Raw genomic sequence first — 15,212 nt, 5'->3', positions numbered from 1 at the left:
ACATAACCCGTATTATCTGAAGTTAATAAAGTATGTTACACTCTCTTCTTTAAGAATGTTTCCATAATATCCTTCTGAAATCTTTCATAATCAAACTGAAAAGCTACATTATGTGTTTTATATCCTGGATTCGTAGCAAAACGAAAGTCTGCAATGCTTTGACCAAATCCTTCTCCTTGATCAGGAATAACTTTAATGGGTACTCTTGAAAGGCTAACAGCCTCTTGATTCAGCAAATACCACACTGTTACAAAATCATGCATAGGGCTTCCGCTTATACCAGGATTAGACTTGGAGTAGAAATTATAATAATAGTCTAACATAGGTTTGATGATGAGTCCGGCAAGATCCTGTGTATTCCGATGAAATGCATCGATTTGCTGGACCATTTCGGGTGTAACAATCGCATGTTGAGTTACATTTAATGGGATAATTGTTAAGTTCTTCGCATGCTGCAGAATTAAATTTGCTGCATAAGGATCTGCGTAAAAGTTAGCTTCAGCCACGGCAGTCACGTTACCTGGATAGAAAAAAGCTCCGCCCATGCAAATGCATTCTCTTACGTTACGCATTGTTTCTAAATTCAATACAAAGGTCGTAGCTAGCGAAGAAAGTCTTCCCAAATTGATAATTGTAAGGTCTTCTAAATTTGAATGTATAATTTGATAAATATCATTTAAAGGATAAACTGGATAAGAAATTTCAGGGGGAATGATAGGTCCTAATCCGACTTTTCCATGTACCTCAGGGAAATAGTGAACCAATATACCTGTCAACGGTACAGAAGCACCAAGGAATACAGGTATCTCTTTTTTTCCCGCTATGTACTTCAAATAGTTAATATTTCTTATTACATTTTCTCTTGATACATTTCCATAATCGGCTACAATCCCTACAAGTTGAATATCTTTACGAAAAAAAGTGTACAGCATAGCAAATGCATCATCAATTCCCAAATCTGTAAACAGGAGAACCTTTTTTTGCATATGTCTTCCTCCAAAATTTATAGAATCCTACTTTCACTAATGATGTAGTGATTAGACTAAACTTGTACGTATATATTTTATGTATTCATAAAGAGTGGATTCTATTCATTTGAAGTAGCTTTACTCATCTAAATTTGATATTATGTTCAATCGTAAAATACATAAGGGGGATTAGAAATATGGAAAGACCCGATGTTATTGAGGAGTATACACCGGATTGGGCACTATAATTTAAAGCAGAACAAAAGCAGAAAACTGCATAATCTTTAAAAATAAACCTTATCAAGGTTTATTTGGTATGCGTATTTTTAAAAACCAATAAACAAAATATCAAGTATGTAGGCAACATTAACAGAAATTCATAGAAAATCCAAACCTAGCTTGATGGGCATGTATTTTTGTAAATATTTATTTTTAGAATGTTAAATCTTTTAAGTGTCACTTTATTTCTTTTCTCTCAATCCCTTTGTTCCAAATAAATGTAAGCCTTCAAGATCAAGACTTATTTCCATATGAAATCAAGGTTAGTTGCAGTTATAAATTCCTTAGCGTACCATTTTCTCGAAGATGGTATGGTGACCCCAAATCATCTTCGAGAATCTATCGTGTAGATCTGTATACATCCTCTATATAAATCATAAGGATTGTTTGCATGTTGGCTTTAGTTTTATGTACAATAAAGGGAAAGATATAGTCTGAAACAGGAAGAGGAGAATCATGTCCAATTCATTAGTAAATTTACGTATCGATTTTGCATTTAAGCAGTTATTTGGCACAAATGGGAATGAAGATATTTTAGTTGCTTTTTTAAATGCCATATTAAAAGATTCTTTAGAATCACCTATTGTTTCCCTGCAATTAGAAGATCCACATTTGCATCGAGAATATGAAGAAGATAAATTATCAATTTTAGATATTTCGGCTACATTAAATACAGGAACAAAGGTAAATGTAGAAATACAACTGAATAACAATCATGATATGATCAAACGAAGCTTGTATTATTGGGGAAGGCTATACACCTCTCAATTGCAAAAAGGAATGCCTTATAGCTCACTTCATAAAACGATTACCATAAACTTGTTAAACTTTGTGATGTTTCCAGAATATGAAGCATTTCATACAACAGGAATCCTTTGGAATCAGCAGCAACAAAAGTTATTAAGTAACGATATAGAAGTTCATATTGTAGAGATTCCAAAGTTACTACAGCAATGGCGCGAAGAGAAAGTTAATCCGTGGGAAGATTCTTTTGTTCGTTGGTTATTATTATTACCAGCGAATGAAGATGAGTATCTCACACAAACATTGGAGGACATTGCCATGAACCAAGATCCGATTTTACAAAAAGCAATAAATAAGTGGGAACATATGAGTCAAGATTCTTCTTTCCGTCAAGCATATGAAGCAAGAGAAAAAGCCTTAATGGATGAGGCTGCAAAGTTTGCTCATGCTCGTAATGAGGGAAAAAAAGAAGGAATTCAAGAAGGGGTTCAGCAAGGAAAAATACAGATGATTAGAGGTATGCATGAGCTTGGTGTACCACTTGAAACGATTGCTAAAGCCAGTAAATTAGATATTGATGAGGTTGAACGTATTTTAGAAAAAAATAAATAACTCAAAAAGAACCTATTAACAGGTTCTTTTTTGAGTTATTTATGGGGTACCGTCACACATCCATCAACCTAAGGATTTTATAACGCCCCAAAAACAAAAAATTGTACATTTTCACCTAGAGATGCCAATTTTCTCGTTTTAGAGTATTTGTTTTTTGGGGTTGATGGGCATGGGGGATAACAACGATTCGTTCTTTTTCGGACCACTTGTAAAAAAACTTGAAATGTATTATAAAACAATGACTTTAAGGTAATTAAATTTGAAGTTTTCAAGAAGATTTTCTTTAAATGTATTCCGCCCACTTATTTTCCAGCAATATTTACAGGTGTTCTGTAAACAAATTTTGTTAAATTCATTCCAAAAGTTAACGGAACTCTAATTCTGTTACTTAAAATAATGAGTGGCCCAAAAAATAGTAATCGTTGCCGTGCCCCGAATACGGAAAAATGATTATATCTTGATTACCATCTACACAATATTTTCCTTTCGGGCCCTTTTTATTGCTTCTTCGCGGTTGTTGACGCTGAGCTTCGAATAGAGAGTGGAGCAATAATTGCGGATCGTTCCCTCCGATAAAAATAATTTTGCGGCGATCGACTTATAACGCAGTCCACCTGACAGATGCTCCAGAATCTCCATTTCACGTTTCGTAAGCCCGTACGGGAAGTTTTCCTGACTTGAGCCGATTTTCTCCAATTGCTCGCGTTGACTTTTCATCTCTTCGAAAATTCGCGTAGCGACCAATTGATCAATCCAAATTCCTCCGTTATAAATTAGTTTCAAGGCTTCCTTCATCTCTCGCGGATGAATCGACTTTAGCATGTAGCCCTCCGCACCATGTTCCAATGCAGTTGCTGCCTGCAAGGAATCCTCAAACGTTGTCATGAACACAACCTTCATATCAGGCCATCGTTGTTTCATCTCAAGTAAAGTTTCAATCCCGCTCATTCCCTGCATACTAATATCCATTAGCACGATATCGGGTTGGGAACGCTCACAATGTTCTAATGCTTCGCCACCGTCCCTGGCTGTACCAACTACGTTAAAATCAGTATGCTGATCCAAAATTTGCTTCAAACTGTGGGTAATGATCACCTGGTCGTTAACGAGCAGCAGGCGGATTGTATCATGTGCAGCCTCTGTCTGCAATGGAATATTACATATGACGAAAGTTCCTTGTTCTGGCTCGAAATGTACGGAAACCGTGCCGTGAAATAGCTTAAGTCGTTCCTTCATCCCATTAAGTTCAAATCCAAATTGGATTTCTTCCATTCCGATGCCGTTATCTTCGATCTGTAACCTGAGCTGCTGACTCTCGAAATACAACTGAACGGATATCAAGCTCGCCGAACCGTGCCGAACCGCATTGTTCAGAGACTCTTGAAGGCAACGATATAGACAAAAGTTTATTTTTTGCATAACGGGAGTCTCGCTGCCGATCACACGGAATTTGACCATTATACCTGTTGACTTCATAAAATCTTCGGTAAATTGCCGTAGAGATTCACTTAACGAATGGTTCAATGGAGTATGAGAGGGCTGATGCAGATGTTTTCGGATATCAACCAGACTGTGTTGGGCGATTCCGACAAGCGAATCGATCCTCTCTATCTGTGAATTTGGTACGGACGATCGTAGCGATTCGACGCCGACGATGAGTGAGGTAAGCGTATGGCCAATCGTGTCATGCAGCTCATGTGACAGCCGGCTGCGCTCCTCCATCAGCGTAAGTTCCTCAATCCGCTCAATATGCTGCTCCAGCAATAGCTTTTGCTCATGAATAATTAGGGTTTGCTTATGGGACTGAATTAATATATTAAACGTGAAGCCGATGGCGAATCCAAAACCGTTGCTAACGATAAATTCATACGGGAGACGACCAGCGATCCAACCGTTCAATGTCGGCAATATGATTCCACAGAGGATACCTGTCCATACATAGGTTCTCCGATTGCTCGCCAAGCCGATATTCATCACAAGTAAAACGAAAGACCAAAGTAACTCCGGTACTGTATAGGCTAAATAAAGATGAAAAACCCCCGCTGCCATGACGTCGACTGCAAGATACCAATCTGCATTTCTACACCAGGCGATTAATGGAACGAGATAAACGACGAAAGCAAAAGAAAATAAGACCCAAAAAGACGCATCGATTAATGACGGTTTGATAAAACTAGCGCTTATGATAATGACCATCCAAAGCGTTCGTATGGCCACAAATATCCAATCATACCAGAACCATTTTTTTATTATAGAGAACACGGATTATGCACACCTACTTGTATTTTTGAAAATTAATTCTGAATAAATCAAATCTATCATGCACCATAAACTTCTGATCCGTCAAGCGAAAGAGAGGGTAAACAGTTAGAATTTACTGTAACAAGCACGTCACATGAGATATTTGACATTTTGTCATATGGTATATGTGACAAGTCCAATTCCGAGTGTCAACAAAAGTTTGGCGGTTTCATCACTATCCGATTTAACAATTTTGGGGATAAGGTGAGGATGTAAAGCAACACAACATTCCAAAATAATAGGAGCGATACGTTATGAAATTACTCAGGATTAAAAAAGGAGCTGTACTTGCATTAACAGCTATATCGGCGAGTACACTGGTATTTTCTGCTTATGGGTCTATAAACCCGTTACAGACTGAAGGTGCGGTACAAGTGAAGACAGAGAAGGAAAAGAAAAGCAAGCATCGGGATGAAGTCAAACGCGTCATTGATGAGGTGGTAACCATCAAAGGAGTCCCAAGTGTCATAGCTGGCGGGTTACAGAACGGGAAGCGTTGGTCTTACGCTACAGGTACAGCCAGTTATGAAGTACCACACCCGGTGGAGTCCAATTTTTCATTCCGTATTGGAAGTATTTCAAAGACTTTCACAGCGTCCGTTGTATTACAGTTGGCCGACGAGAAAAAATTGAATCTGGATGATTCGGTTGAAAAATGGCTGCCAGGTGTCATAAAAGGTGAAGGGTATGATGGCAACAAAATTACGATCCGTCAGTTATTGAATCATACAAGTGGGCTTGCTAGCTATACAGATTTGGATTTCCGAGATATTACTTTGCCTCAAAATCCATACCGTTACTATTCCGTCGATGAGCTTATCGACCTTGGGCTTTCAAAGCCACCTGTATTTGCACCAGGGAAGGGATGGAATTATTCCAATATGAATACTGTACTAGCTGGTCAAATTATTCAAAAGGTAACAGGAGAAACGTATGCGGAACAGATCAGGAAACGGTTTATCATACCGCTTGGAATGAAAGGGACCTTTGTGATGGGAAATAGTCACGAAATTCCGGGTAAGCATGCCACAGGATATAATATGGATAGATCGGGTCATTTGTATGATTTAACAGAAATGAATCAATCATGGGCAAATGCGGCGGGAGATATAGTCTCAACAGTTAATGATTTGACTACCTTCTTCAGTGCGTTGCTGGGCGGGAAGCTTCTAACTCAAGATATGATGGACCAGATGCACACAACAGTAGATGGACCTTTTGGTAAAGTCGGACTAGGGATTTATGAATTTAAAACAGCGGACGGGCAATCTTACTGGGGGCATGCCGGAGGTACTTTCGGATTTGAATCGAGAGCCGTCGGATCTCTAGACGGGAAGCATATTCTCGTAACATGCATCAACTCGGTAGGTCCACAAGTAGCACCAGCTCACGATAAAATAATCAATAAAGAATTTAGCCATTACACAAGTCTAAACAGACAGTGAATTATATATGTTTGACCTGCTTGGAAAGCGAAAACATACCGATCTATACATGGTTACGAGTGCCGGATCATATCTATCACTTCTCATGGGATTTATACACAAAAGGACCGTCAGGATGTTTTCCTAGCGGTTTTTCTTATGAGATGGATGTATATTGTATTCATAGAAGTTAGCATAAAGTCCTATTATCGGTAGCGAAGAAAAAGACGTCCCCTTACTCTCACAATGGATTCTCCTTTTTCTTTTTCTATGACTCTATGCATCTTTTTATACATTCCTATTCTGGAGCGCCTTTTGGCTTCCCTATAGTTCCCAATGTCTCCCTATTGTATGTTTTGTTTCAACTTTCAAACGATAAATGCTAGGAGTTACAATCTGACCACATATCAAAACCTTCATATTTGTTAACTGGAAATTTTGAATGATATCAATTTTTTATTATTAACTTAATAGAGATGTGGTGTTATTCCTATTAAATGATTTTTACAGCAGAACCGGATTTGAAATATATCTTTCTGAAAAATCAGATAAAAAATGATAAATATAAAGAACATTTAATTATAGATATAGTTTTTCAGTGAGTTAAATATAATTTTTTATTGTCAAATATTTACCTAGGAGGTGATTATATGAATTAGCGTCTCTGCGTAAGTTTTATTAAGAAATAAAATAATAGTTATTATCCTATTTGTTATAGAAAGGACGAAGAGAATGTCAATAGTTCAGCGTTATACAACGACCACAAATGGTGCGATGACGTTTACAGGTAATACACTAGGATTTGGTTCAAATAATCCTAGCTATAACGACATTGGAGCATTCATTACGTTGGATCTTACCCAACAAGTTCCAGGTTATCCAATAGGTAGTACATTGAATTGGAATTTGAATGCTTCTCAGGCAGTTCTGAAATTTCCTGTAGCTAGTGAAGTACTGTATGCAGAGTTGATTTGGGGCGGTACCTCAAAATTTAACGCAGTGGATGTTACTGGAGATATTAACGTTCCCATTTCCTTAACTAACCCACAAGGTTCAATACAAACAATATCTCCTGATGCTACAACCGCCCAAGTAGTAGTGCATGAAAATCACACATTTTATATTCGTACAGCTGATGTTACTAAACTAGTAAAGGCGAGTGGTGCAGGTTCTTATACTGTAAGTGGGGTACCTGCCATAATCCAACGACCAAGTAAAAGTAATGCAGCAGGATGGACACTTGCTGTTATATATAAAAATCCTTCTTTACCTTCACGCAATATGAATTTATATGTTGGTTTGGCATCTGTTGAAAGAGGGAATGTAGTGGATCAAAAAATCAAAGGTTTTGGAACACCTGCATCCAAACCATTTCAGGCAAGAGCTTTATTGACTGCTATCGAAGGCGACAGTTTCATTTCTAAAGATCAATTTTTATTTGGTCCATCCCCAAGTCAATTACAAGCCATTTCTGGACCGAATAACTTAGTGGATAACTTTTTCGCTTCACAGATCAATGATGATGGTGGAAATTTAGATACTAGTGGGACAGCGGGAAATAGTAATGTGTCCCCAGGGCAAAAACAGTCTACACAGCGTTATGGTTGGGATATTACAAATGTGGATATTTCAAACGCTATGGAAATCTCACAAACAGAAGCGACTGCTCGGTTCAAAACGGATATGGACGGATTCATCCTTTCTGGATTAGGGATTCAAATTGATGTGAATAGTCCGGAAATCAAGATGGACAAACAAGTGGATAAAGATATAGCAATAGTCGGAGACGAGTTAACTTACACGATTTTAGTAGAAAATAGTGGACTAGTAGAAGCACAGAACTCCATTTTTAAAGATATTCTTCCAGATGAGTTGGAATTTGTGCAGGATAGCCTAACTATCGATGGGCAGGCCAAACCCGGAGAAAACCCAACTAAAGGAGTCGATATCGGATCTGTAAGCATAGAAGGGCCAGCCGAGATCACATTTAAGGTGAAAGTAATCGCAGTCCCTCCAGGTGGAAAGGTGACTAATACGGGTAATTTGGATTACGAGTTCCAAAGTGCAGCGGGTTTGCCTCTCACACCAGGATCTAGTAGCTCAAATGAAGTGAATACTATTATTAAGCATGTACAAGTCGATCTAGTGAAAAGTGAGGATCGCTCGGTTTACGATAAAAAGGGAGATATCATCACCTACACGCTCGATATTACCAATAATGGAGATACTTCAGTAAATGCACTTTCTATTAAGGATGTCATCCCTACAGGAACTGTACTCGTTCCAGGGAGTGTACAAGTAAATGGTGCACCGGTGTTTGATGATTTAACAACAGGAATTCCTCTTAGTACATTAATTCCTGGCCAAACAGCTGTAATTATATTTCAAGTAACAGTGCAAAGTCCGTTGCCAGTGAAAGTAGATAACCGAGCAGAGGCAACTTATCAATTTCAGTTGAAACCGGGTAGCGATGTGCGTGAGGAAATAGTAACAAGTAACCTCATTACGGCCTGGTTGGAGACCGAATGTCAAAAAGCACAAAATCAAATTTTTGAATCAGTAGCACAACAAGAGCTAGGTTTGATGAAAATTCTTCAGGCAGAAAGTGTAAAGGTACAAGAAGCGGTAACCGCGTTTGAAGAAGAGAGAATCTCTGCCCAAGAACTCGCTAGGATTAATCAAAGTGTCGAAAAAGTAGTCCAAAAAGTTGCACAGTTAGAGAAATTATTAAAGGATAAATTAGAAATTGCTAAGCAAATTTGTTGTTAGTAGATTAGTGAGAAAGATGCACAAGAATTTTTAGCTTTATTTAGATTGAAAAGGGGGAATAATATGCCATTTATTCATCGTTTCACCCAAACAACCAATGGTGCGATTACATTTACAGGAAATACATTAGGTTATGCAGATGGAAGTACAGATATCGGCGCTTTTTTGACAACTGATAGCTCTAAACAAGTTTCAGGCTATCCAGCTGGAAGTACATTGAACTGGCAAGAAAATTCCTCTTTGGCGATGCTGAAAATCCCTACAGACAGTGAAGTACTGTATGCCGAGTTAATCTGGGGTGGATCGACTAAAGATCAATATACTGATGTTCGTTCAGCTATCAATAATTCAATTTTTTTTACCACCCCAGCTGCTACTGTATCCATCGCACCAGATGCCTTCACTGCACGTGAAGAGTCTGTCTTTGGCGGTCAAGTTTTCTATGTTCGCTCTGCGAATGTAACTGATTTTGTACAAAAAGGTGGAGCCGGAACTTATATAGTAGGTGGGGTTCCCGGAACGGTAAGAGATTGTACTTTCCTAGCTTCTACTAATACGGTGGGATGGACATTGGCTGTCGCTTATAAACATCCATTACTTAAAATTCGAAATATGAATATTTATGTTGGATCTCAAGTGATTTCTGCGTCTAATCCCCCAGTGGATGAGCTGATTTATAATTTTAAAACCCCAGAAGGTGGGGATATCCAGGGACGTGTCATGCTTACCGCGCTGGAAGGAAACTCTAATCTCTCTGGCGATCGCTTTGAGTTTGGTCCTAATCGTTCGTCGCTTTCGGTGATATCTGGGCCGAATAATCCTGGAAATAATTTTTTTGCATCGCAGATTAACGATAATTTAGGAAATTTAGATACTAGTGGAACTGCTGGAATGCTCAATAAGCCTCTTGGATCAGACAGATTTGGCGTACGATCTGGTTGGGATATCACAAATGTAGATATTTCTCACACGTTGCATCATAGTCAAACCGAGGCAATCGCCCGTATTGCGACAGCGCAAGATACCTATTTGGTGAGTGGATATGGGGTACAGATTGACGCTAATAGCCCAATCGTAAAAATGAATAAGTCGGCGGATAAAAAACAAGCTGTAGTAGGTGAAATAGTAACTTATACCTTGGAAGTAAAAAATGATGGCTATGTAGATGCGACTAATGTGATTTTTCAGGACTACTTAGATCCAGAGCTTGAATATATACCAGATAGTTTACGAATTAGAGGTACGGCATGGCCAGGACGAGATATTGCTAAGGGTGTAAACATTGGTACTTTGGCCGTAGGAGAAACAGTCCTCATCACGTATCAAGCAAAAATCATGAAAGAACCTGAAGATAAAGTGGTGCATAATCAAGCATCGATGACCTTTGATTTTCAGAGTAGACCAGACTTACCTATTTCGACAGCGACGAGTATTAGTAATAAACCTGGGATAGAAGTGATTGAGCCACCTACCTGTGAGGAAGGAAAAAATCAGATCATCCAAACAATTGCTGAGGCGGAACAAAGCATTGCTAGGATTATGCGGGCAGAAGCAGAAAAAATTGAAGTAGCTACTCGTGCGTTTGGGGATAAGAAAATAGAAGCCCTAGATCTCATCGCTGTCAATGAAAGTGTAGCGGATATGTTAGACAGTCTAATCATACTAGAATCGGTGCTTAAAGATAAACTCGCTGTTACCCAAGAAATTTGTGATTTTTGCTCATAACATCCATATATAATTTGATTCGATGATGGAAAGGGTGATGAAATATGTCTCAAAGTCGGGGGTATGTAAATATGAAAACTGAGGCGAATAGATTAATGGAGGATAGTCTGAAGATGGAAATAAATAAAAAAGTAAACAAAAATGAGGCAAAAGTAAAAGATATTTTGACTTATACCGTTCTTGTAACAAATATGGATCCGGTTGACGCACAAAACACTATCTTGAAAGATATCCTTCCAAAAGAGTTGAAGTTTGTTCCAGGTAGTGTCTTTGTGGATGGTGTGCCTCAACCTAGTGTGAATGTAAATAATGGGATTAAGCTAGGAATGGTAGGAACAGGAGAACTGATTGAAGTGACATTTCAAGCGAAAGTAACCAATATTCCTCCAGATGAGCTAGTGAAAAATAAAGCCACCTTAAATTATGAATTTGAAAGTGCTTCTGGATCGCCTATCAAAAAAGGAGAAGCAGCCAGTAATATAACAGAGACAAAAGTGATTGTGCGTCCTCCTACTAACTGTGAGAACAATCAAAGTACCATTGAATTTTCAATTAAACAGGAAGAGAAGGCCATTCAGGAGTTACTGGATGCAGAGGCAGAAAAAATAAAGACGGCAAATCAAGCCTTTAATAGTGGCAGGATTACAAAAAATGAACAGAATTTGATTATTCAGAGTGAAAATAGTGTTTCTCAAACATTATCTACATTGAAACAAGAACTACAGAACAAGAGAAATACGATTCAGGATTTATGTAGTGGTTGTAAGTAGAGAAGAAGAGGATGTCTTACTTTTCCTCAGATGCTCTTGAAAAATAGGGAATCTGATTCATTACTAATAAGGTATGAATTACAGAAAAGAAAGGGAGAGGCACATGTCTAATTTTCCGAAAGTGAGTATAGAAAAGGAAGTAGACAAAATTGATGCGGTGGTAGGAGATATTCTAACATATACGTTTATCATTTCCAATGATAGTCTAATTGATGTTACTAATTGTCATTTTAAGGATTTTCTATCAGAAGAGGTGCAGTTTGTCCCAAATAGTGTGGAAATTGACGGTGAATCAAAACCTGGTGAAGATCCAACGAAAACGATTGTACTTGATAGACTATCCATTGAAGGGCCTATCATCATTACTTTTAAAGTTGAAGTGATTAAACCGCATTCTAGTGGAGTGATTAGGAATAAAGCTTACATGGGATCTCAGTATTCAGGTGGTTATGTAGACGCGGTCAGTAACGAAGTACAAACCAATGTGCCAGCAGGACGAACAACCTGTGAATGGTCACGTGACTTAATCATTCATTCCATCGCACAAGAGGAAAAAGGCCTAGCCACGATTCTTTACATGGAAGGCGAAAAGATTCAAGCAGCAATTAATTCATTCCGAGGTGGCCGGATTAAAGTGACGGATTTGCTAGCAATTAACGAGAGTGCAAAGAAAGCAGTTCAGCAAATTGCTAATCTGGAAAAAGAGTTGAAGAAAAAGTTAGATCAAGTTAAAGACCTATGTTGTGGTTGTAAGTAGGGATAGAAATAGATAAATAGAGAAAGGGTGAGAATCATGGCGTTTATTCAGCGATATTCAACCACGACTAATGGAGCGGTTACTTTTACTGGCAACACACTGGGTCTAAGTAATACCAATATCAGTTATACAGATATTGGTGCATTTATCACATTAGATTTGTCTAAGCAGGTACCAGGATATCCTGCAGGTACCACACTGGATTGGAAAGAAAATGCTTCTGCTGCACAGCTTCGCTTACCAACGGGAAGCATAGTATTATATGCAGAGCTAATTTGGGGTGGATCAACAAAAACGAGTACCGAGGATGTGACGAATGAAATAGATGGGGCCATAACGTTAATTTCGCCAAAAGGGAGCACCCTCATTACGCCAGATCCGACTACGAGTCAGCAAGTAGCTCAGGCGAACCAAATATTTTATGTTCGCTCTGCCAATGTTACTAGTTTTATAGATGCAGGTGGGGCTGGTAAGTATACTGTCAGTGGTGTACCAGCGACAGTACAAAGATATAAAGGGAACAACGTGGGTGGATGGACTTTATCTGTGGTTTATAAAGATCCTACACTGCCTCTTCGAAATATGAACATTCATGTCGGAACTGCATCGATTGAGAAAACGGGATCAGTAAGCCAGAAAATTTCTGGCTTCTCTACGCCTGAACTTGGTGATGTCAAAGCAAGATTGTTGCTAACAGCAATGGAAGGAGATTCAAAGATTCCGGGGGATCAGTTACTTTTTGGAAAAGATGCCTCTTCTTTAAAGCCCATCTCAGGTCCCAACAATCCGATTGACAACTTCTTTGCTTCACAAATTAATGATGATGCAGGGAATCTGGATACGAGTGGCACCTATGGGAATGTAAATGTCAAACCAGGAAGTGCCGAACCAGCCGTTCGTTATAATTGGGATATTACCAATGTGGACGCTTCTACAGCTATGGAGAATTCACAATCGGAGGCATTGGTTCAACTGACTTCCAAATCAGATGGTTATATCGTGACAGGTCTGGGTGTCCAAATTGATGTGAATAGTCCAGAAATCAAAATTAACAAAGAAGTAGATAAAGAAGCAGCTATCGTGGGTGAAATTCTTACTTACACTCTATTGATTGAAAATAGTGGAATGACTGAAGCACAAAAAACTATTTTAAAAGATATTCTTCCACCAGAATTAAAGTTCGTTGAAAACAGCTTACAGGTTGATGGCGTGTCTATACCTGGTGGGGATCCGACAAAAGGAGTTGACATTGGTTCCATATCTATCGAAGGACCGACGGAAGTTATCTTTCAAGCTTTAGTATTAAAAGTGCCACCAGACAATCAAGCCGTGAATAAAGCTACTGTCGTGTATGATTTCCAAAGTGCACCAGGTTTACCGGTCTCGACAGGTACAGCAAATAGTAATGATGCCGTTACGGTCATTCGAAAAGTAGAGGTAGAGGTAGTTAAACAGCAAGACATGTCGGTTTATGTCAAGGCAGGTAACATTATAACTTATACCATTGAAGTTGCTAATGCAGGTGATACACCACTGACCGATGTCGTAATTGAGGATCAAGTTCCAAATGGAACAAAGTTGGTTCCAGGTAGTTTACAGATGGATGGGCGCCCACTCTCAGGCAATATAGAAAGTGGTGTGAATATTGGTACGGTAGGGCCTGGGACGACGACAAGAATCACCTTCCAAGTATTGATTGGTGACCCAGTGCCTAAGAAAGTGACAAACAAAGCAAAAGTTAATTATAAATATAAGCTTATTCCTGATGGACAAATTTATCGTAAAGAAGAAATGACGAATGAAGTCACAGCTATTTACGAAAGTAATTGTAAAGAAGCACAGAAGAAAATCGTGACTGGTATTGGAGAAGCTGAGTTAGTGGCTGCAGGAGTAATCGTAGCAGAAAAATTAAAAATACAAGATGCAATTCGGGCCTTTAATGAAGGGAAGCAGACTGCAGAAGAATTATTCGATGTGAATGAACAGTTGACCCAAAAACTAACAAAAATCATTTTAGACGAAAAACTGCAACAAGACACATTGCAAAAAGCCAAAATACTTTGTTGCTATGGTATTGTAGGAATTGACTACAGCGGTGTCTATATCATCAAAAATAGAGGAAGTCAAAAAGTATTAGATACATCTAGTGCCTCGAAGGATAATGGTGCAAACGTGCAACAATGGGATTATAACGGCGAGGATCACCAAAAATGGGAACTAGAGAAACTGGCAGATGGGTATTATAAAATCAAAGCAGTTCATAGTGGAAAGCTGCTTACTGTGTCTGCAGCTTCAAACAGTGATGGTGCGAATATAGAGCAATGGGAAGACATTGGTGGAGACAATCAAAAATGGAAAATCGAAAAAAATTCGGATGGAACGTTTAGATTGATTGCTAAGCATAGCGGCCAATTACTCGATCTGAAGAGTAGTATGCAAAACAATGGTGCTAATATTCAACAATGGCCAGATAATGGTACAGATGCCCAACGTTGGGAATTGACAAAATTAAAATAATACTTTTTATAAATTAAAGTATGTATTTCACTATAGTGGCACAAAGTAGAAGTATTTACTTTTAATAAAAACGATAGAATTAACTTTAAAAAGAAAAGACATGAGTCATTGAGAAGTATAGACTCATGTCTTTTTGTGGTATGGTATAAAAAATTATTTAGTAGAGCCATAGAGCCAAAACAATCTGTTCAATTGTTACTTTGAAATAACGTTAGGATGCTTGTAAACATTTTGTTCTCTTTTGTGGAAAAGGGACAGCAGGCTGACGGGATTGCTCTCACCCAAAAACAGTGGGAAACGTTTAGGGCATTTTCTAGTTGAAATTACAAGAGAATTTATTGGAATT

At 38.5% G+C, this 15,212-nt stretch carries 9 protein-coding genes; 7 read left to right on the top strand and 2 right to left on the bottom strand.

Annotated features, from left to right (window positions below):
• Positions 1-35 precede the first annotated feature (35 nt).
• A complete protein-coding gene (locus JDS81_RS16175; protein ID WP_001170302.1) occupies positions 36-986 on the bottom strand; it encodes a nucleoside hydrolase in 951 nt (316 codons plus the stop codon).
• A gap of 717 nt (positions 987-1,703) precedes the next feature.
• On the opposite strand from JDS81_RS16175, the gene JDS81_RS16170 reads away from it, so the two are divergent.
• Positions 1,704-2,603 (top strand): Rpn family recombination-promoting nuclease/putative transposase, encoded by a 900-nt coding sequence (locus JDS81_RS16170; RefSeq protein WP_142316341.1) that lies wholly within the window; start codon positions 1,704-1,706, stop codon positions 2,601-2,603.
• Between the two features lie 468 nt (positions 2,604-3,071).
• Here JDS81_RS16170 and JDS81_RS16165 read toward each other — a convergent pair whose 3' ends face one another.
• On the bottom strand, positions 3,072-4,865 hold the full coding sequence (locus JDS81_RS16165) for a helix-turn-helix transcriptional regulator (RefSeq protein ID WP_097954565.1): 1,794 nt from the start codon (positions 4,863-4,865) through the stop codon (positions 3,072-3,074).
• A 293-nt stretch (positions 4,866-5,158) separates the two neighbouring features.
• On the opposite strand from JDS81_RS16165, the gene JDS81_RS16160 reads away from it, so the two are divergent.
• From JDS81_RS16160 to JDS81_RS16135, 6 genes are all read left to right on the top strand, one after another.
• Positions 5,159-6,349, top strand: coding sequence for a serine hydrolase domain-containing protein (locus JDS81_RS16160; protein ID WP_097954566.1), 1,191 nt, complete (start codon positions 5,159-5,161; stop codon positions 6,347-6,349).
• Between the two features lie 711 nt (positions 6,350-7,060).
• Positions 7,061-9,097 carry a DUF11 domain-containing protein gene (locus JDS81_RS16155; RefSeq protein ID WP_199688561.1) on the top strand — a complete coding sequence of 679 codons (2,037 nt, stop codon included), beginning with the start codon at positions 7,061-7,063 and terminating at the stop codon, positions 9,095-9,097.
• Between the two features lie 63 nt (positions 9,098-9,160).
• Positions 9,161-10,822 (top strand): alpha-helical endospore appendage domain-containing protein, encoded by a 1,662-nt coding sequence (locus JDS81_RS16150; RefSeq protein ID WP_097954568.1) that lies wholly within the window; start codon positions 9,161-9,163, stop codon positions 10,820-10,822.
• A gap of 44 nt (positions 10,823-10,866) precedes the next feature.
• Positions 10,867-11,592, top strand: coding sequence for a DUF11 domain-containing protein (locus JDS81_RS16145; RefSeq protein ID WP_097954569.1), 726 nt, complete (start codon positions 10,867-10,869; stop codon positions 11,590-11,592).
• 103 nt (positions 11,593-11,695) lie between these two features.
• A complete protein-coding gene (locus JDS81_RS16140; RefSeq protein WP_097954570.1) occupies positions 11,696-12,349 on the top strand; it encodes a DUF11 domain-containing protein in 654 nt (217 codons plus the stop codon).
• A 36-nt stretch (positions 12,350-12,385) separates the two neighbouring features.
• A complete protein-coding gene (locus JDS81_RS16135; RefSeq protein WP_199688559.1) occupies positions 12,386-14,866 on the top strand; it encodes an RICIN domain-containing protein in 2,481 nt (826 codons plus the stop codon).
• Positions 14,867-15,212 lie beyond the last annotated feature (346 nt).

The sequence above is a fragment of the Bacillus cereus group sp. N31 genome, assembly GCF_016483245.1.
Classification (GTDB): Bacteria; Bacillota; Bacilli; order Bacillales; family Bacillaceae_G; genus Bacillus_A; species Bacillus_A toyonensis.
This window is presented reverse-complemented; position numbering and strand designations above follow the sequence as displayed.

Coding starts and splice junctions, on each gene's coding strand:
- JDS81_RS16175 (WP_001170302.1), bottom strand. CDS start 986: ATGCAAAAAAAGGTTCTCCTGTTTACAGATTTGGGAATTGATGATGCA.
- JDS81_RS16170 (WP_142316341.1), top strand. CDS start 1,704: ATGTCCAATTCATTAGTAAATTTACGTATCGATTTTGCATTTAAGCAG.
- JDS81_RS16160 (WP_097954566.1), top strand. CDS start 5,159: ATGAAATTACTCAGGATTAAAAAAGGAGCTGTACTTGCATTAACAGCT.
- JDS81_RS16155 (WP_199688561.1), top strand. CDS start 7,061: ATGTCAATAGTTCAGCGTTATACAACGACCACAAATGGTGCGATGACG.
- JDS81_RS16150 (WP_097954568.1), top strand. CDS start 9,161: ATGCCATTTATTCATCGTTTCACCCAAACAACCAATGGTGCGATTACA.
- JDS81_RS16145 (WP_097954569.1), top strand. CDS start 10,867: ATGTCTCAAAGTCGGGGGTATGTAAATATGAAAACTGAGGCGAATAGA.
- JDS81_RS16140 (WP_097954570.1), top strand. CDS start 11,696: ATGTCTAATTTTCCGAAAGTGAGTATAGAAAAGGAAGTAGACAAAATT.
- JDS81_RS16135 (WP_199688559.1), top strand. CDS start 12,386: ATGGCGTTTATTCAGCGATATTCAACCACGACTAATGGAGCGGTTACT.